The organism is Candidatus Vicinibacter proximus (assembly GCA_016713905.1).
GTDB classification, from domain to species: domain Bacteria; phylum Bacteroidota; class Bacteroidia; order Chitinophagales; family Saprospiraceae; genus Vicinibacter; species Vicinibacter proximus.
Window position 1 is genome coordinate 1,498,824 of the sequence record JADJOE010000003.1, and the last position, 19,551, is coordinate 1,518,374.

Below are 19,551 nucleotides of genomic sequence, written 5' to 3' on the forward strand. Positions count from 1 at the left end.
GGACTATTAAGCTCTAGATGTTCATTACTTTAGACTGGCATATAAAATTTGTTCTGGGCACGGAGGTTTCTGCTATTGCTTTGAATCCACCTTCTACCTCAGTAAAATTTCTATATCCTCTTGCCTGAAGGATGCTGGAAGCAATCATACTTCTATACCCTCCTGCGCAATGCATGAAGAAGTGCTCATTTGGTTTGATGTCTTTTACCCATTCGTTGATGTAGGCCAGTGGCTTGCTGTAGGCTTCCTCCACATGCTCAGCGGCATACTCAGTTTCTCTTCGGATATCAAAGACAACAGACTCATCCTTTTTGTATCTTTTTGCAAATTCCTCTGCGCTGATTCTATTGACGGTATCCGTTTCCAATCCTGCAGCAGCCCAAGCTTCGAATCCACCTTTGAGATGACCAATTACATTATCAAAGCCTACTCTACTTAGTCGAATTACTGTCTCCTCCTCTTTTCCCAATTCCGTAACCAATAAGATTGGTTGGGTAACATCCACCATCAAAGCGCCGACCCATGGGGCAAAATCACCATTCAGTCCGATGTTAACGGATTGCGGAATAAAACCTTTCCAGAAAATAGCACTGTCGCGGGTATCCAAAATTACTGCTCCGGAGGTTTCAGCAACCGTTTCAAATTCAGCCGGTGACAAAGCAGTCATCCCACTGTTGATGACCTCTTCTACATTGCGGTATCCCTTTTTATTCATGGCTACATTAGAACCAAAATAGGCAGGAGGCGGTAAAAGTCCCTCTGTTACAGCTTTAATGAAGGCCTCTTTGTTGGGTTGATTCAGAGCATAGTTTACCTTCTTTTGATTTCCCAATGTATCCACTGTCTCCTTCATCATATTTTTTCCGCAAGCACTTCCTGCGCCATGTGCCGGGTAGACGATTATTTCATCAGACAGGGGCATGATCTTGGTATATAAACTATCGTACAGCAATCCTGCCAACTGATCCTGGGTCATGTTAGCCGCCTTCTGTGCGAGATCCGGTCTTCCCACATCCCCAAGAAATAAGGTATCCCCCGAAAAAATAGCATGATCCTTTCCATTCTCATCGATCAAAAGAAAAGTCGTACTCTCCATCGTATGTCCCGGTGTATGTAATACTTTAATTTTTATTTTTCCTATTTCGAAGATCTGTTCATCTTTGGCTGAAATGCAATCGAATTCACAAGCAGCATTTGGACCATACACTATTGGGGCCCCGGTTTTCTTACTCAAATCCACATGGCCTGAAACAAAGTCCGCATGAAAGTGTGTTTCAAAAATGTACTTCAATTTTACCTTGTCTTTGGCTAAACGCTCCAAATAAGGCTGAATCTCTCTTAGGGGATCAATGATAGCTGCCTCTCCTTCGGAAGTAAGGTAATAAGCTCCCTGTGCTAAACAACCTGTATAAATTTGTTCAATATTCATAAATTCTTTTTTATAAAGTTTAGTGCAAATTTCTAATGATAAAATTAACTCGTTGGTAACTACAGTTACAATTCCAATTTACAATGATTTTTTAGCAAGATACCAATCTACCATTTCTAAATTGGAGTTCTTGCGTTCTTCCAAGGCTTCGAGTGTTTTTGGCGCTGGCACTATCACTTTATCCCCAGGCATCCAATTGAGTGGCATGGCCACTTTATGTTCGTCCGAAGTTTGCAATGCAATCAACACTCGTTTAATCTCCTCCATATTCCTGCCTATATTTAATGGGTAGTACATAATGAGGCGAATTTTACCGGTTGGGTCTATAAAAAACACTGCCCTCACTGCAGCTGTTTCACTCTCCCCCGGTTGCAACATACCATACAATTTAGCAATTTTCATATCCAGGTCAGCTATAATCGGAAAGTCAAACAACACGCCGGTTTTCTCATTCACTGCATTAACCCAGGCAATGTGCGCATGTATACTGTCAATGCTTAAACCCAGAAGTTTAGTTTGGTGCTCTTTCCAAAAATCGCCCTGTGTAGCAAATCCGCTCATTTCTGTTGTGCATACTGGGGTAAAATCTGCCGGATGTGAAAAAAGAATTACCCAATTTGATTTATTGTATTCAGAAAATGTCAATTCCCCTATTGTAGTCAAGGCTTTAAAATCCGGAGCCTGATCTCCTATCCGAGGCATCATTGTATTTAAATTATTTTCCATGATATTTTTGTGTTTAATGATGGTGCAAATTTCAAACAATTAAAATTTGCATTTGGTTACTTAAGTTACATTTCCAAAGCATGGTAAATAAAAATTGATCAATCTTATATCGCACTTATTCGCTTTTATGCTTATTCTCCATTATCCGGCAAACACAGTCTCTTTCAGAATAATATAAATGCCCATTACTAAAACAAACCAACCGAAGGCAGGTTTCAATTTGGCGCCATCAATTTTTCTGGATAGTGCGGTGCCGATAAAAATTCCTGCTATGGCAAAAGCTGAAACTGTTAATAATAATTTCCAATCCATGTGGGTGTTGGCTCCTTCTCCCAAAAAACCAATGAGTGACTTGGCTGCGATGATGGCCAGTGATGTCCCAACAGCCTCTTTCATAGGAAGTTTACTTAGCACGACCAATGCAGGAATGATGAGAAATCCTCCCCCTGCCCCAACCAAACCGGTCAAAACCCCAACTACTGCGCCTTCAATCAAAATCAGTGGGTAATTAAATTTTTGCGGCCCTTCTGATTCCTTTGGTTTTGGCATGTCTTTTTTGATCATGCTGTAGGATGCGGCGATCATGAGCAAGGCAAACAATATCAGCAAAAAAATACTTTTCGTCACAACAAATCCACCTACACTGAAAATTTCTTTAGGGATGGCCGGCACGATGTAGGCCCTGGTAGCAAATACTGCAATAATCGATGGAATTCCAAAGATAATGGCCGTCTTGATGTTAACGAGTCCTTTTTTCAAATAATCTACGGACCCTACCGCACTGGTCAGCCCCACTATGAAAAGCGAGTATGCGGTTGCCAATACCGGTTCCGTTCCAAATAGATATACCAATACCGGTACGGTGAGAATGCTTCCCCCACCTCCTATCAGTCCTAGGGAGACACCTATTATGATGGAAGACAAATAACCTATAATTTCCATGAGAATATTTTTTGCTTGTGCAAAGGTCTTTTCTTAAATCTTAAAACTAAGCAACTTTAGTTACACTTTACAAATTCAATGTGTTTTCTATTCTTAAGTCTGATCTAACTTTTAAATCATCCCTAAGTGATGTCTGACATTATCCAAATTTATACACCAGAGAAGAATTTTTGTAATATATTTAAATCTACATAGTCCAGATATATTTATAATCAGGAACTCTTATAATCCAGGATTAAATATAATTTATGAAAATCAAAAAAAAACATAAAACTGAATAATAAGCACTTTATCTTGTCCAAAACATCATCTTATGATCAATCTTAAAAACATCCAAACCGAAGTAGACGCGGGTTTCTTGTATAAATTTATTGCAGATCGTGAAGAGGATCTACATGTTGCAAAAATATTTCACGAAATGAGTGAAATTGAAACCAGTCATGCCACTGCATTTATGAATAAAAGCAAGCTGGATCTAAGCTTAATGCCTAAGCCTTCGAGTCGGGCCAAATTCTTGACCTTTCTTGCCAAAATTATGGGTAACGATTTTTTACTGGGCATATTGATGGATACAGAAAAAAATCTATCCGGATCCATTCAAAAAGCACGAACAACCACGCAAACACTATCCTCCATTTCGGATACAGCCCATGTCTCTATTTTGAAAAATATTCTTGAAAATTCACCTAATGTAGCAGGATCGAGTTTGGCCAGATTTGAAAAAAGACACCGGTCCGTAGGTGGCAATGCACTCCGTGCCGCTGTATTGGGTGGTAATGATGGTTTGGTTTCTAATTTTAGTTTAATCATGGGGATTGCCGGTGCCACCAGTGGAAAAGATGAAGTACTTCTTGCCGGAATGGCTGGGCTTTTAGCCGGTGCACTTTCGATGGCATTGGGGGAATGGATTTCTGTAAAGAGTTCGCAGGAACTTTCGGAAAATCAAATTCAACTTGAACTGGAAGAACTGGAAACCAATCCGGAAGGAGAAGAAAGAGAGCTTGCCTTGATTTATCGGTCAAAAGGCATTCCTGAAGAACAAGCAAGGAGCATGGCCAAAGAAATCATGAACGACAAAGAAAAGTCTCATGATGTATTGATTAAAGAAGAGTTGGGCATTAATGTGGATGAGCTAAAAGGTTCTGCCATGGAGGCAGCCATCACATCATTTATCCTATTTGCCGTAGGTGCCATTATACCTGTTATTCCTTTCTTTTTTACAGGTGGCATGAAAGCTGTAGCCATCAGCACGGCATTCAGTGCGGTCGGACTCTTTTCAATCGGTGCTGCGATTACGTTATTTACTGGAAAGAGCGTTTGGTATTCCGGCTTCAGACAAGTTCTATTCGGACTTATTGCGGCTGCAATTACTTTTGGCATAGGAAGGCTTATCGGTGTGAGTATTGCGGGTTAAGGATAAACCATTAAAAACAATGCAACAATATTTTGCGATATTAGACAATTTAAATTCATAATACGAATACAAGTTTACCAGCAGAGGTGAGGAGAAACTAATTTCAATAAATTACATCAAATATAAAAAATGGCATTTGACGAAAATCTTGCACAAAGGATCAGAATTGCACTTCAGCATCTTGACCATGTTGAAGAAAAGAAAATGATGGGAGGCCTGACATTTATGTACAATCATAAGATGTGTGTAGGAATCATTAAAGACGAACTCATGTGTCGGATTGATCCGCAATTACAGGATTTTGTATTGGAGAGAGAAGGTTGTCGGATTATGGATTTTACCAAACGGCCAATGAAAGGATATATAATGGTTTCTCAAGATGGAATGAGAACCAAAAAAGATTTTGAATTTTGGATTAATCTTGCCCTGGAATTCAACAGTAAGGCAAAATCTTCTAAAAAATAATCTATTAGAAAAACCAATTCATTGAACTCATGAAACCAAATTCAACGGAGCTTATTCAAATTCTGAAACATGAATACATAAATTCGATCAAGGAAATTAAAACATCTGCTCCATTTTATCACCGAAAGGAAAATGCAATAAAATTAAATGCAGAAAATGTTATAGCCTACCATGATTTTTTAATGTTTATTCTCGCACATCCAAACCATCTAAAAACAAGCACCTGGGCGTCCGGTGAACTAAAAAAAATAAGTCAATGGTGTAAGCGTTTTGGGAACAAACATCAGGACATACTAGACAACAGCGGACTACCTTATTCCAAAATATATTCCTATTTTTCCTATGCACTTATCTGCTGGCTGAAAGAAAATAAAATCGATGTCGATTTGGACAATTATCCAGAAGATGCCTATACCCTGAATGAAGCCTTATGGCTCTGCCTGCCCGCCTATGAAAGAGATATCGTCCAACAGGAATTAAACAATACACAACTTCTATCTGCCTTAAAAATCAAACCGGATCAATATTTAAATTTCCTATTAGGGCAGTTCTCCAAACTGGACCAGCAAGCTGCCATCAGGGATTATTTGTTTGAGCGACAAAAATTGGTCATCAGGCTTACACTAGATCTAAAAGTCTCCCGGAGTTACAACAAAATTAAATTTGAAAAAACTTACCTGCAAAAAGACTGGATCAAGAAAATCCAGACAGAAGAATGGGTCAAAATCCCAGTTATCTTAGATAGAAAATTATCACAAAAAGATAAACAAGCCATCATAACAAGTTCCAGAATAAAGCTGGCATTGCTTCAGCGGGAAACGGATCCCGTAAGCTATATGGATCCTCGCAGCATTCGTTATTTTGCACTTGAACGGGGAACATCCATTGCTCTGTTCACCATGCAAACCGAAAAGCAATTGTATCCTGAATCCTATGTTGGGTATACCTTGTATAAGAACGGCTATCCTGCAGCTTATGGAGGAGCCTGGATTTTTGGAAAACATGCTTTGATTGGCGTAAATATATTTGAATGGTTCAGAGGAGGAGAGTCCACATTTTTCTTTAATCAATTGTTACGGGTTTATCACCAGGTTTTTGGTGTGCTTCACTTTGAAGTAGAGCCATATCAATACGGAAAAGATAATCCTGAAGGAATAGAATCGGGTGCGTTTTGGTTTTATTATCGCATGGGTTTCCGGCCGGTGAAAAGATCGCTTTACTTATTGGCTGCCAGGGAATGGGAAAAAATAAAACAAGATAAAGCATACCGCACCAAACCTCCAACTTTAAAAAAATTTACAGAATGTAATGTCAGACTTAGTCTTATTAAAGAAAAAATATTCTCCGGAAATCTTCTAAAAAAACAAATCACCAAAATGATTGTCCATAAATTTGGAGGTGACCGTCGAAAAGCTGAATTGGTATGTTTGGAATGGTTGAAATTAAACATGAATGAAAATATTTCGACAGAGAAGAAAAATTCTATTCCTATGACTGAATTGGCCTTGATGTGTCATGCCATGAATTTTCCAGTTAAGCACCATAAAGATTTAATCCAAAAAATGATCGTTAACAAATCCAAAGATTTGTTTGCATACCAAGAGAATATTCTAGAATGGTTAGAATTAGTAAGGTTTTAATTGGTAATAAAAAATGGATGCTATAGAGATAATGTAATTTTATAAATTCGTTGAAAAATTAAAATGGAAAAACCAAAAACCTACTGTGATGTAGTCGCAAAAATGGAACCAACCAGTCTACACAGAATTTATCATGATCAAGCTTACGGATTTCCGATTTTAGAAGATGATGAATTGTTTGGAAGGTTGCTATTGGAAATTAATCAAGCGGGATTAAGTTGGACTACCATTTTGAACAAGCAGGAAAATTTCAGAAAAGCATATCACGATTTTAATATTCAAAAAATATCTTCCTACAAAGATAAAGATATCAACAGGCTACTGGAGGATCCAGGCATTATTCGAAACAGATTAAAAATAGCCGCTGCAATCCATAATGCAAATGAAATTAAATCACTTCAGCAATCTTTTGGATCTTTTAAAAAATGGTTGGATCACCATCATCCAAAAACAAAAGAAGAATGGGTGAAAATTTTCAAAAAGCAATTTAAATTTACAGGAGGGGAAATTGTGAACGAATTTTTATTGAGTACAGGATATCTACCAGGAGCCCATGTTGAAAATTGTCCTGTTTTTACCCAAATAAAAAAAGCAAAACCGGCTTGGTTACGTTCCCAAGTAAAAGATTAATCTTTTGGTCTAGCCATTATGATGTACTGGTATTGGAGTTTATTATCATCCGAATGGATAATTTCATAGCCGGCATCTATCAATTCCCGCTCCACATCTCCTTGTGCTAAACGGTGTGCCAAATCCGGACCAATCGGGGTGATTTTTTTCTTAAAATCTACAATCATGATTTGTCCACCATTTTTAAACTTATCTTTTAGGGAACGGAGATAAGTGACGCGTTGAGTCAGGTAACTATAAGTGTTGGATAAAAAAACAATATCTACTTCCCCCTTATTCAATTTTGGGTCCATGGGTGTAGCAAGCCTCGCTTCAAAGCGTTTCTGAATATCCGGTTTATAATAAGTTTTTTCCGCATTCATCATGTCGATCAATTCCTTTTCGATATCAATCGCAATTACCTTTTTTGCCTGATGAATAAATCTAAAGGAAAAATAACCACTACCCGCACCAATGTCTGCAATCACCTTATCTTCCAGAGGACCGAGCAAACTGATGATGTCGTAGGGTTTTTGCCAGATGGTGCGATCTTGTGATTCTGCCACATCTTCTTCAATGGCATCCGATGAATCCGGTATTTTTTCATTTGGAACTTCAATAACCTCTCCCTTCTTTCTGCTTTGACAAGAGGACATGAGCATCAAATTTATTGAGGTCAAAAGGGCATAAAAAATAAATAAAAATGATTGAGCCTGTTTCATATTATGGAAGACAAATGTATCAGAAAATCTGCAATTTTATTTCTGATTTCAGTGGACGAACAAGAGTAGCTATTGATCATCAATACCAGGGAATACTTTGGCACACCCTCTGCCATAATATATCCGGCAAAACACCGGACCCCTTCCATACTTCCACTTTTAAGTCTGAATTTGCCCGTTAACCCTGGCACATTACCCAACCTTCCGGACAAGATGCCTGCCTTGCTCGCATCCTGGACAGAGAGATAAAAGTCTTTAAGACTACTGTCCTGGTAAATGACATTCAAAACTTTTGACATGGCTCTAGCAGTCATTCTGTTCTTGGGTGAAAGCCCACTCCCATCGACAAACTTAACGCCACTGTCATCCATCCCCAGATCCATCCAAAATTTATTTAAAGATATTAAAGCTTCTGCCCTATCCGTTGTGCCATTCTTTAAATTACCCAAGAGATGTAAGAAACTTTCTGCATAAAGATTAACACTTTTGTCCAATGTTCTTTTAATGAGTTTATCCAGTTGCTGAGAACGATAGTTCCAAAGCAACTCTATTGATTGATATGGCCTGGGGTGGTATTGCTCAGTAACAGAAAGACCTCGCTTTCGAAGTCTATCTGCAAGCATTTGAGAAAAGGTCCAAGCAGGATCTTTGATTGCAGCCTTCAAAACCTGCTCACCATTTCCACAGCATTTAATATTTCCATAAATGTCATAATGCCCAGCCTGCGTAGTGCCCAGAACATAAAGATCTTTAACCACATCTACTTTGGTAGCCTGGACATGCGAACAAAATTGTTCCTCCAAAACTTCCGGAACTACTTTTACAATTTCACAAATCTGTGAAGCAGACTTCGGTGCTTCGATACTTACCAGTGCCGTGTTTTCTAAAAAATTAAAACCAAAACAACCAGCACCATAATAATTTCCCAAATCATACCAGAGCCACTCAGGATTTTCAGGAATATCCTTAATGTAATCCTGACTGACTTTTATTTGTCCATCCAATATGGAAATTCCTTTTCCCTTCAGAAAAAAATAAATACTGTCCGCTATGTTTTCAATGCTGAGATTGTTTTCCAATAAATAAGATCCAAAGCTTGGATCGCCCATTCCCTGAATCAGTAAATCCCCATGCAACATCCCATTTTCATTGTCCTTAATTGCGAGGTATATTGGTGTCACAAAACTAAATTGAGGCCCTGCTGATTTCATGGTTGCTGCGCAGGTCAATAATTTCATGGAAGATGCCGGAATGAGACTACGATCCCGATCAAAGGAGGCTATCATTTTTCCTGTACGGAGATCGGTTATTGCAATTCCTATACTCGAGTTGGTTAAAATTTCTGCCTTGACAAATTTATTAATTGCCTGTTGGAATTTATGTTTTTGTCCATGCAAGCCTTCCGGCCCACAAACCATTATGAATAGTATAAAAAAGAATAATCTTAACATGTATGGATTTAGTCGTAGGCAAGATGAAACATTCCGTCTCCCATGTTTACCACCGGTGCATTGTTGTGTCCCAGAATAAAACCATCTCTGGAGGCATACATCCTGGTTTCTTTTTGACCAAAGGGATCATTGAGAATAGCGATCAATTCGTCTTTTCTGACATACTCACCAGCTTTGCGACGGTAAGTCAGCAGACCTCCTTCAGGACTTCTTTCCCAGATGGTTTTACGAAAAACTTTATAGTGTTCCAATTTTTTTAATTCCCCATCCAGCATTCCTTTTTTAATCAATAAATTCCGCATGACCTGAATGCCTTTTGTGACGATGTAGTTTTCCAATCGAAGAGCTTCTCCTCCTTCAAAAACCAAAATTGGTTTTTTGAGATCTTTTGCAATTTTTCGAAGTGATTTAGAGACCACCGCTTTTTCGACCAATAAGGGAAATTCACATTGCCGTGCAAGGTCATAAGATTCAGGAGATTTTGGAGAAAATCGGAGTTGTGGCTCATTCCAGTGATCTCTTCCACCTGTGTGAAAATCTATTCCGAAGTCGACCAGGCTTAGGATTTTTTTAGTGATGAGTCTGGCAACTCTGGAGGCCAAAGATCCCGTCATACTTCCCGGGAAACTGCGATTTACATCTTTCCCATCGGGAACATCTCTGGAAAAATTTATAAAGCCGAAAATATTTAAAAGCGGAATACAGATCACCGAGCCGCATTTGAGATTGGTGAACATGCCATCCGTAATGGATCTTCGCACGATTTCCAAACCATTTATTTCGTCTCCATGCATACCTCCCATAAAAAGCGCTACAGGTCCGGGATTTTTACTTCTAAAAACATAAGCGAAAATCGAAATTCTGTTACCCGACGGCAACCTCCCAGCATTGATTCTGATCATGCCATAACTCCCTGGTCCGAATTCCTGCCCCTGTATGATCAATTTATCCATAATCCTTACTTTTTAACCTGCCGCTCGATGTATTCCACAATCTTTCCTGCTATATCCTTTTGTGTGGTAGTCTCTATCCCTTCGAGGCCCGGAGAGGCGTTAACTTCCAAAATCAAGGGGCCTCTTCCGGATCTTAAGATATCTACACCAGCTATGGCTAATCCAAGCGTCTTTGTGGCCTGTATTGCCATATTTCTTTCCTCGTTACTTAATACCGCGATGGTAGCTGTAGCGCCCCGATGAATATTAGATCTAAATTCTCCCGGTACCGCTTGCCTGACCATGGCCCCCACCACTTCGCCATCTACGACAAAAACCCTTAAGTCAGAGCCCTTGGCATCCTGAATGAATTCCTGAATTAAAATTTCCTGCCCTACACGGTGAAAACCTTCTACAATGGAGATTCCCTGATTTTTAGAATTTGCCAGAATTACACCAAGACCCTGCGTGCTGGACAGCAATTTGATGACTGCTCTTTCCTTAGAAATTCTATCGTAAACTGCTCCTGCAGAATAGTCCCCGGCCGAAACTCCGGTCTTTGGAACATCAATGCCCACTGCACTCAGAATCTGCATGCAATGGAGTTTATCTCTTGCTTTAAGCAATGCCTCGGCAGTTACGGTGACAAATACGCCCATGGCCTCAAACTGGCGGATAATGGCGGCACCGTATGCGGTTGCAGAAGCCCCTATTCGGGGAATCACCGCATCAAAATGTCCCAAATCATCCAGTCCAATCATCACTTTAGGCTTGCTCTTCTCTACTATGATGTTGCACATCAGATGGTCGTACACTTGTACCTCATGGCCTCTTTTTCTTATGGCTTCCATCAGACTTTGTGTGCTATACAGATTGATGTTGCGGGATAGTATCAGAATCTTCATGCGAACCTTTTCTTTGAGATCAAAGATAGAAGAAAGTTTGAGCCTAAGCTAAAGAGCTTGGTAACTTCTAAGTTGACCATTACATTGTTCCCGTGGTTTCAAACTGAGATATCTTAGGATTGTAGCATTTTAAATGCGGCTTGTTATTTCAATTGGAGATGAACGAAAAAGTACATTCACTTAACCCTTCATCATAATTACATTAAAAGTTAAAAACTTTATAGCGTATTATTCCCCGGGTGAAAACCGCGGAAATCAGGTGTCGTATACAGATGGATTGTTCAATAATTTGATGTAAGTCTGATTTTTTTTATAATTTGCCTTAATTCTTTTAGAGATTTTACACAATATCCTTTGTGGTTACAACTAAAAAAGCAAATGTAACGACGATATTGTTTTATAATCATAAATTTAAAAGCTTATGAATAATTATTTCAATTCCTTATCCAGCTGGTTCCTAAGGCAAAATTCCTTAAGCCTGTTTATACTTTTTTGTTTGGCAGGGCTCCAACTCAATGTAGCATCTTCAACCGGTTCTATTAACATCCTTGCCATCATAGAACTTATTGGTATTCTTAGTGTAATTTCCTGGATCTACAGTGTAGGAATCAAATCTCGTCAATTGTTGATCACAAACGGTGCTGATCTTAAGGGAGTGGTTATATTTAACCTGATCTTTGGTATTGCTATTATTGCTACAATTCTCTTACATTACCTGGCTAAAGAACAGATCCTTTTGGATAAAAGCTTCGATACCTTAAACTATAAATTGGTTTACACCCAACCATGGCCCCTGGCACTGGTGAAATTTTTATCTATTGGCTTGCTAGCCGTTCAAAGTGCAAAGTATTTAGTAAGCGCGGAACTTAGGAGAAATGCACTTTTTAAGGAATATTTAGGTACACTTGCAGGATTTATTTTCTCCTGGATCGGTGTATGGTATATTCAACCCAGGATAAAAAAAATAATGGAAATTTAAAACCAAATTGAAGTAACTTCTTTTCAGACAATTTAATTGCTCGTCGCAGTTACAAACTGCGATGATGTAGAATTGCAGCATTTCTAATCCGGCTTGTTATTTCAATTGCAGATGAACGAAAAACAACATCTGTTTGATCCGTCATCCTTATTGCATTAAAAGTTGCAAACTTTATGGCGTATTGTTCCGCAGTTGCAGACCGCGCAATCCACCTCGCATAAAATCTATAGATGAATTATTTAAAATTCAAGCTAAAAAATCATTATCCAGATACCATACATAACAATCCTTCAGTGTCTCTGCCAATGGCCTGGCATGAAAATTAATTTCCTGAACCGCTTTTGATTTTGAAATTTGAATGGGCGGATGAAGCAAGGTATCTATGGATTCCCGGGTATAAAGTGGAGCTGTTCCTGACAAAGCTGCATACACCCTGATAAATGGTAAACCAATACGCGCCACTTGTTTTGAGAAGACCGGATAGTATTTTTTTCGGTCACTGATTTCAGCACACATCTCCGCAATTTCTTCCACACTGGCCCAGGTACCTGAAAAAATATATCTTCGAGCATTCAGCGTTTGTTCCCGATTGGAAGATAACTGAATGATCGTTGAAATTCCCTGCACCACATCCCTTACATCCACCCAATCAAATCCACCTTTTATCAATGCAGGTAGTTTGCCGGTAAGTAATTTTCTTAAGAACACACCACTGTATGAATTAAAATAATCGTGAGGACCAATGACTGCTGTAGGATGTATGACATAGGCATCCAATCCTTCCATTAACCCTCTTCTAATCTCTTCATCTCCTAGGACTTTGGAATAATCATAAGCCATGCCATGAGGCTTAGCAGATGGACTGAGTTCATTCACTACTGGACCTGATGCTGCCAAATCAAATGCATGAATGGAACTTAAATGTATCAACTTTCTAACGTCCTTCTCCAGGCAAGAGTTGACTATATTTGCCACCCCGATCGTATTGGTCTTATGAACCAACCCATGTGGATCTCCATCAATGGAGATCAACGCAGCGGTGTGCACCACTACGTCCGTATCCTTGCAAATTCGATTGCAAAAATCTGGCACTAAAATATCACCCACGATTTGTTCGACAGGAAGTCCTTCCAAAACAAATGATTTCTCATTGGTCCTAATCGCAGCTCGTACTTGATGACCTTGTGAGCAAAGCAGTCTGACCAGATTGTTCCCTATGTGTCCAGTCGAACCTGTAACCGTAATGTGCATGTGTTTGTAAATGAAATTACAATGCTAACAATAAAAAATGAAAGTTTGAAATCTATTGTTCGTCGCAGTTTCAAACTGCGATGCCGTAGGTTTGCAACATTTTTAATGCGCCTGTTATCCCAATTGTTCATGAATGAAAAACCTCCAATACTTATCCGTCAAAATACGTGCATCAATAGTTAATAACTTTAAATCGCATTATTTCGTAGTAGCCAACCGCGGAAGTCAAGATTCAATTAGAGTAAAATATATGCTATAAAAATTCCATCACAGCAAGAAAGGAATAACCGCTTTTCTGTCGGATGGGTAATTCACAAATTCTTTTCTGTACCAGCGATGATGACTCCATGCGCGCGGAAAAAGATTGGCAATTGTCCAAATGGCAAATGCACATGCAGGAAGATTCCAAGACATCACAGCAAAACCAATCCACTCCACCATTTCTCCAAAATGATTCGGACAAGAAATGTATTCAAAGAATCCACCTCTCGGAATCTGATATCCTTGTGATGAATTGCTGCGAAGTCTGATCAGATAATTATCTGCCCATACATTCACCGATACACCGATGCTGAATAAAATAAGCCCGACGACAAACCTCGGATCGGAAAACCAACTGTCCGAATAATTTTCCAGATACCCCAGATAGTAACCATTGGTACCTGCATTGATGACATTAAAAAATATCGCTGAAAAAACGATGCTGAGCGGAATTAACTTTCCGCCGGTTTTCGTCCTGAATGGAAAAATAAAAGAGCGGTGAATGTAATGCAAGGACCACAGGATATAAGCAAACCAGGCAAACTTAGAGGATACTCCGGGAGATGATAAAAAAAATATACTCAATACAACAAAAGAAACGGATTCCATCGTCAACCATCCCCAGCGATTGGACATGCCACTGCCCCATCCTGATTTGTAGTGCCTTCCGTATGGAGCCGTGACCCTAAACTGAATAGGAAAGATCAAGATAGCCAAACCGATCCAGGCATATAGAAAATAATTGAAATATACTTGTTGTTCCACCTTCAAAATTTATGATTACATACCCATCAAGGTTTTAGAATAAACGCTTAAAGATATTGGATATCCTGTAATTTTATCCATCTTTAACCAATCGTCTTATGTAAACAAAAAATATGTTTGAATACATACAAAGAATGATGCTGATTTTTGCAATCATGCAGCCCCTTATTGCTTGCACACAAGATCTTTACCTTAAAGGGAAAGTGCTTGCTTTCCCCGTAACAGGGATATCAGCCGTTGCGTTAAGTATTGGTTTCGAAAAAATTTATCAGGGTAGACATTCTGCTTCTGCTATGATGCACTTTAGTCAGTTTGGTTCAAATGACTATGATGGCTCTGTTCATTCAAGCTTTAAAATTAGTCCGGAATACAGATATTATTTCAAGCACAGTACACATCCTGCATCCAAAAAATATTTCATGGGAATTTTTACAGAGTTTACAAGATGTGTTCAAAAATATGGCGGTGAACAAAGCGGCCCCGAAATTAATCTCTATACCAGGGAACTTTCTATTGATCCGGGTTTGATTATTGGAAAAAATTTCAAGCTTTCCTCCAGATGGCATCTGGAGATGTATGCCGGTCCTAAGTGTCGTTTTGTTGCATCCAGAACAAAAACAATAAATGCAGGAAATTATTTTTACCATGATGAACATTCAATTAAGCCGGGCATCAAAACCGGTTTCAATTTTGCGTTTCGAATTTGAACTTGAATCAATCAACTATTCCCTACATCCAAAATAAAAAATTCTACAATTTCAAAAAAAATAAATTACAAATTATGCCCAACAATACTTCTCAACACATACTTGGCTCGACCACCAATCTGATCGGATTTTGTCTGATCATCATTACCTCTGTTCATTTAAATAATAATGGGCGTGGATATTTATTTGATGAGTTCACTTGTGTTATTACGCTGATGTTGACCTTTTCTGCCGTATTTTCATTTTTGTCCATTAAAACTCAAAATGCCGCATTGGAAAATCGCCTTGAAAATATTGCCAACAATATTTTTATTTGTTCGTTGATAGGTATTTTTCTAATAGCAGTGATTATTACCTTTAACTTTTTTGTTACCAACTAAATCCATTCACTCCTAACAAGATGTTTGTATTTATTTGAACTTGCTATTGCGCGGTCAAGCTGAAGACTCTTTGCTGACCTTTACTTTATTTTTGGCAAAAAGAATCATCGCTTCCTTGGTTTTTTTGTAATCTTGTACCCTACAAAACGAAACATGTCACAAGCAAGCAAAAAAGCCGAACTCGGTTGGGTAATATTTGACTGGGCAAATTCCTCCTATTCTCTTGTCATTTCCACTGCGATTTTTCCCACCTTTTTCATCGCTATGACGGATGAAAAAATCCCATTTATGGGTTTTAATTTAAGCAACTCCGCAGTATATTCTTTTGCAGTAGCTTTTGCCTATTTGGTGGTCTGCTTTCTTTCCCCTGTGTTGTCCGGGATTGCTGATTATGGGGGACATAGAAAATTGTTTATGCGCATTTTTACCACATTGGGTAGCCTGTGTTGTATGATGCTGTTTTTCTTTGATGGAATGGACCACTTATGGATCGGGTTACTTGCATTCATGGGTGCTGCGACCTGTCACGCCGGATCGTTGGTATTTTATGACTCCTATCTGTCGGAACTTGTGCCACCAAAACGATCGGATAAGTTAAGTGCAAGAGGTTATGCTTTCGGATATGTTGGCAGTGTCATCCTTCTAATCTCCAACATTTTAATGATTCAAAAACCGGAATGGTTTGGATTTACTGAGGAAATGGTAAAAAATCATGTTCCTGTGAGAATGGCATTCTTTGCAGTAGGTGCATGGTGGCTTGGTTTTAGTCAATTATCCTTTGCCTGGTTACCAAAAGATAAATCGGTTGCCAGTAAGAAATTTCTACTTTCCGAAGGACTCCATGAGTTGCAAAAAGCATGGAAACAAATTCAACTACAACCATCGGTATTTTACTATCTGGCATCATTTTTTTGTTACAGTGCCGGAGTACAGACTGTAGTATATCTTGCATCACCGTTTGCACAAAAAGAACTTGGCTTTGAATCTTCGGAACTCATCATTGTAATTTTACTTTTGCAAATTGTTGCCATTGGAGGTGCCTATATTTTTGCACATGTATCCAAGCTTACCAACAATCTGGTGAGTATGAAATGGATGCTTTTTATCTGGGTAATTATCTGTATTGCCTGTTATTTTATCCATACCAAAATTCACTTTTATTTTATTGCAGGAATGGTAGGGATGGTTATTGGCGGAATTCAAGCAATCTCCAGATCTACCTACTCAAAATTACTTCCACACGACCACAGAGACATAACCTGTTTCTTTAGCTTTTATGATGTGGTTTATTATATCTCCATTGTAAGTGGTACATTATTATTTGGATTGATCGAACAAATTTCCGGAAGCATGCGCTACAGTGTATTAAGCCTCATTATGTTTTTTATCCTGGGATTTGTGTTGATCGGAAAAGTAAAAAAAGAACATCTTGCATCGGAATGAATGATGAAGTAAAAATTAAGAATGAACACTCACATATTCAATTCGTTATCTACCTTATTGAGGATAAGTTAGCGTTTCAATTCAATTCATAACAACCAAGGTCCGGAAATTGTGCATCCCTGATCAGGTTCTTGATATCAGTTGGGTGTAATCCAAGTGGAAGTGCTTTTTTATCGGCAAAGGAGAGACTATCCAATGTGTAATCGTCTTTAGAAATATTTTTAAACAGATTGTCCAAATCATTTTTGTAATAGCAATTCAGCCCATACTTCTGCTTAAAATCAGGAAAGTAATCTTTATTGATCAGCTCATTTACTTTAAGCAAACAATGATCTAAGTTTACCTCAAACCCCACTTGTTCATCCACATCTTTTCTCATCCAGAATTCATCGCCTGCAGTTCCTGTAATCAGACAGTTGGTAAAACTTGCTTTCAGCGGATGTTTATTGTACATGGTGCAAAACGGCGAATTTGTGCAGTAATTATTGCTCAACAGAACAGCAGATTCAGAATTTCCTAAATTGGCAAAAGTGCTGTACACTATTTCATAAATTCCGCCATTCTGAATCAATAAAGATTGTTGTCCCTGGTTGTGAAAAAGGGAATTAAAAAGTTTCAGTTGCGCAGCATAGCAGGAAATTCCCTGATAAGAATTGAAGGAAAATTTACATTTATCCACAAGACATTCTGAAAGTGAATCCAGGTAAAGGCCAATCAAATTATTTCTTATTTCTGCAAAACGAATTTCATTACCCGTCGAATATTTATCGATAAACAGACCGGACCACTGACCCGGAATATCCTGATAAGAAGGTTCCAGACGAACGCCTCTGAAAATCACAGGTTTTTCTAAAGTACCATTCACCTGAATGTTTGCATTGCTCCCAATGATGAGCCTCCCATCATTATAGTAAAAACGATTTCCTTCAGCATCTTTTGCGAGCGTTATGCCACCAAAAAAATGAAGATTGGTTCCAGGATCAATAACCAGAGTACCATTGTCCACGACCACGATGCCATAAAAAATGTAAGGTTTAGGGTCAGCCAATCGAAGTGTCCCCCCTTGAAGATCCAATAAACTAACTTGGCCTTTATTGGATTTGTCCGGAAAGTAATTGGCATTTTGTCCCCTTGCTTCCAAGAGCACGCGTTGAGTCACCGTATTGGTAAGAAATAAAATGGAATCCTGGATGATAAAAGGACTCACTTCCAGAGGATCAACCGGGTTAATGGTGACTTCACAAAAAATGTACAAACTGTCTTTTGGTCTTATTTCAATTTCCTTAAATTCATTTCCAGGAATGCCATCGAGGTTTATCCTGAAATGGGATTGCGCTCCGCCGGCAAGACGAATCGAACGAATCCTCAAAAATTCTTCATGCGGGTTATAAATTTTAAAATAAAGCGTGGCTGAACCCAAAGTTGTAAAAACGGTGTCAAACGAAAGTGTATCCGTTGAAAATGCTGGCAATTTAGCAGGATCTGAGGTAAACTGTTCCTTCTGACAGGCCCCATTCAAAAGAATGAACCAGACAGAAAGACTTTGCAAGAGCCAAATAAAATTATTTTTTTTCATCAGTCGACTTAGAGAAGCTAAACGAAGATATTCTTAAAAAATATACTATTTTTGCCAAAATTTATCTCATGTCAGAAAGAAAAGAATCCAAACGAAACGACTGGCTAATTTTCCTGGTATCCCTTTGTGTTATGTGCGGACTTCTATATGCTGCACCTGCCTGGTTTTGGGTACCTCTACCATTTGTATTGACCTACCTTACTAAGGCATTAAATGCCCTTTAGACCTTTTAAAATAAGGTTTTTTATTTTGTAATGATCATTGATGTCATTACGCCTGCACTCAATGAAGAGAAGGCAATCGCGAGTGTAATTCGGGACATCCCTAAAGGTTTAATAAGACATTTTATCGTCTGTGACAATGGCAGCTTCGACCGAACTGCTGAAATTGCCCGATCCATGGGCGCATTGGTGATCCATGAGCCTGAGCGGGGTTATGGCGCTGCTTGCCTTAAAGGGATTGCATATCTTAAAGACTTGCCTATTGACAAACAACCGGATATCGTGGTGTTTATCGATGCCGATTATTCTGATTTTCCAGAAGAAATCCCTGAACTCGTCAGACCTATCCTGGAAGGCAAAGCAGATCTGGTTATTGGGTCCCGGGTCTTGGGAAATGCAGATCGCGGCTCTTTAACTTTTGTCCAGCGGTTTGGCAATGCGTTGGCAACCCTTTTGATCCGATTAATCTACGGCTACCAGTTTACCGACCTGGGACCGTTCAGGGCGATCAGATTCAAGACCTTACTAGAACTTGGCATGAAAGACCGGAATTTTGGCTGGACCGTAGAGATGCAAATCCGTGCGGCTAAGTTGAAAATAAGTGCCACGGAAATTCCGGTTAACTACAAAAACCGTATTGGTAAATCAAAAGTATCCGGCACCGTTAAAGGGAGTATTTTGGCTGGCTACAAGATAATTTACACCATTTTTAAATTACTATAATTAACATTTA

Annotated in this window: 20 protein-coding genes; 10 read left to right on the top strand and 10 right to left on the bottom strand. The window is 38.9% G+C overall.

Features of this window, described 5'->3' with window-relative positions:
* Positions 1–13 precede the first annotated feature (13 nt).
* From IPJ83_14535 to IPJ83_14545, 3 genes are all read right to left on the bottom strand, one after another.
* Complete coding sequence (locus IPJ83_14535; protein ID MBK7881758.1) at positions 14–1,429, bottom strand: MBL fold metallo-hydrolase; 1,416 nt, start codon at positions 1,427–1,429, stop codon at positions 14–16.
* A gap of 78 nt (positions 1,430–1,507) precedes the next feature.
* Positions 1,508–2,155 (bottom strand): peroxiredoxin, encoded by a 648-nt coding sequence (locus tag IPJ83_14540; GenBank protein MBK7881759.1) that lies wholly within the window; start codon positions 2,153–2,155, stop codon positions 1,508–1,510.
* 141 nt (positions 2,156–2,296) lie between these two features.
* Positions 2,297–3,097 (bottom strand): sulfite exporter TauE/SafE family protein, encoded by an 801-nt coding sequence (locus IPJ83_14545; GenBank protein MBK7881760.1) that lies wholly within the window; start codon positions 3,095–3,097, stop codon positions 2,297–2,299.
* A gap of 313 nt (positions 3,098–3,410) precedes the next feature.
* Between IPJ83_14545 and IPJ83_14550 the strand changes: the two genes are divergently transcribed.
* From IPJ83_14550 to IPJ83_14565, 4 genes are all read left to right on the top strand, one after another.
* Entirely contained in the window at positions 3,411–4,511 is a 1,101-nt protein-coding gene (locus IPJ83_14550) for a VIT1/CCC1 transporter family protein (GenBank protein MBK7881761.1), read from the top strand.
* 129 nt (positions 4,512–4,640) lie between these two features.
* Positions 4,641–4,976 (top strand): TfoX/Sxy family protein, encoded by a 336-nt coding sequence (locus IPJ83_14555; protein ID MBK7881762.1) that lies wholly within the window; start codon positions 4,641–4,643, stop codon positions 4,974–4,976.
* A 29-nt stretch (positions 4,977–5,005) separates the two neighbouring features.
* Positions 5,006–6,616: a hypothetical protein gene (locus IPJ83_14560; protein ID MBK7881763.1), complete on the top strand. Its 1,611-nt coding sequence runs from the start codon at positions 5,006–5,008 to the stop codon at positions 6,614–6,616.
* 63 nt (positions 6,617–6,679) lie between these two features.
* Positions 6,680–7,246, top strand: a complete 567-nt coding sequence (locus IPJ83_14565) for a DNA-3-methyladenine glycosylase I (GenBank protein ID MBK7881764.1) — start codon at positions 6,680–6,682, stop codon at positions 7,244–7,246.
* Here IPJ83_14565 and IPJ83_14570 read toward each other — a convergent pair.
* From IPJ83_14570 to IPJ83_14585, 4 genes are all read right to left on the bottom strand, one after another.
* Positions 7,243–7,881, bottom strand: coding sequence for a methyltransferase domain-containing protein (locus tag IPJ83_14570; protein MBK7881765.1), 639 nt, complete (start codon positions 7,879–7,881; stop codon positions 7,243–7,245). The two genes, IPJ83_14565 and IPJ83_14570, sit on opposite strands and share 4 nt — an antisense overlap.
* Before the next feature lie 62 nt (positions 7,882–7,943).
* Complete coding sequence (gene dacB, locus IPJ83_14575) at positions 7,944–9,398, bottom strand: D-alanyl-D-alanine carboxypeptidase/D-alanyl-D-alanine-endopeptidase (protein MBK7881766.1); 1,455 nt, start codon at positions 9,396–9,398, stop codon at positions 7,944–7,946.
* 8 nt (positions 9,399–9,406) lie between these two features.
* Complete coding sequence (locus tag IPJ83_14580; GenBank protein MBK7881767.1) at positions 9,407–10,300, bottom strand: succinylglutamate desuccinylase/aspartoacylase family protein; 894 nt, start codon at positions 10,298–10,300, stop codon at positions 9,407–9,409.
* A 56-nt stretch (positions 10,301–10,356) separates the two neighbouring features.
* Positions 10,357–11,235 (bottom strand): RimK family alpha-L-glutamate ligase, encoded by an 879-nt coding sequence (locus IPJ83_14585; protein ID MBK7881768.1) that lies wholly within the window; start codon positions 11,233–11,235, stop codon positions 10,357–10,359.
* Between the two features lie 421 nt (positions 11,236–11,656).
* Here IPJ83_14585 and IPJ83_14590 point away from each other — a divergent pair, with 421 nt between their 5' ends.
* A complete protein-coding gene (locus IPJ83_14590; protein ID MBK7881769.1) occupies positions 11,657–12,214 on the top strand; it encodes a hypothetical protein in 558 nt (185 codons plus the stop codon).
* 246 nt (positions 12,215–12,460) lie between these two features.
* On the opposite strand, the gene IPJ83_14595 is transcribed toward IPJ83_14590, so the two are convergent.
* Together IPJ83_14595 and IPJ83_14600 are read right to left on the bottom strand one after the other, a co-directional pair.
* Positions 12,461–13,465 (bottom strand): NAD-dependent epimerase/dehydratase family protein, encoded by a 1,005-nt coding sequence (locus IPJ83_14595; GenBank protein MBK7881770.1) that lies wholly within the window; start codon positions 13,463–13,465, stop codon positions 12,461–12,463.
* A gap of 267 nt (positions 13,466–13,732) precedes the next feature.
* Positions 13,733–14,491 carry a DUF1295 domain-containing protein gene (locus IPJ83_14600; protein ID MBK7881771.1) on the bottom strand — a complete coding sequence of 253 codons (759 nt, stop codon included), beginning with the start codon at positions 14,489–14,491 and terminating at the stop codon, positions 13,733–13,735.
* Between the two features lie 113 nt (positions 14,492–14,604).
* Here IPJ83_14600 and IPJ83_14605 point away from each other — a divergent pair, with 113 nt between their 5' ends.
* From IPJ83_14605 to IPJ83_14615, 3 genes are all read left to right on the top strand, one after another.
* Entirely contained in the window at positions 14,605–15,198 is a 594-nt protein-coding gene (locus tag IPJ83_14605) for a DUF3575 domain-containing protein (GenBank protein ID MBK7881772.1), read from the top strand.
* Between the two features lie 74 nt (positions 15,199–15,272).
* The gene (locus IPJ83_14610; GenBank protein ID MBK7881773.1) at positions 15,273–15,578 is read left to right on the top strand and encodes a hypothetical protein; all 306 of its coding nucleotides are present in this window, start codon (positions 15,273–15,275) and stop codon (positions 15,576–15,578) included.
* 153 nt (positions 15,579–15,731) lie between these two features.
* Positions 15,732–17,021 carry an MFS transporter gene (locus IPJ83_14615; GenBank protein MBK7881774.1) on the top strand — a complete coding sequence of 430 codons (1,290 nt, stop codon included), beginning with the start codon at positions 15,732–15,734 and terminating at the stop codon, positions 17,019–17,021.
* Between the two features lie 76 nt (positions 17,022–17,097).
* Here IPJ83_14615 and IPJ83_14620 read toward each other — a convergent pair whose 3' ends face one another.
* A complete protein-coding gene (locus IPJ83_14620) occupies positions 17,098–18,597 on the bottom strand; it encodes a hypothetical protein (protein ID MBK7881775.1) in 1,500 nt (499 codons plus the stop codon).
* A gap of 68 nt (positions 18,598–18,665) precedes the next feature.
* Here IPJ83_14620 and IPJ83_14625 point away from each other — a divergent pair, with 68 nt between their 5' ends.
* Both IPJ83_14625 and IPJ83_14630 read left to right on the top strand, forming a co-directional pair.
* Entirely contained in the window at positions 18,666–18,821 is a 156-nt protein-coding gene (locus IPJ83_14625; protein MBK7881776.1) for a hypothetical protein, read from the top strand.
* Between the two features lie 30 nt (positions 18,822–18,851).
* Positions 18,852–19,541 (top strand): glycosyltransferase family 2 protein, encoded by a 690-nt coding sequence (locus IPJ83_14630; protein MBK7881777.1) that lies wholly within the window; start codon positions 18,852–18,854, stop codon positions 19,539–19,541.
* Positions 19,542–19,551 lie beyond the last annotated feature (10 nt).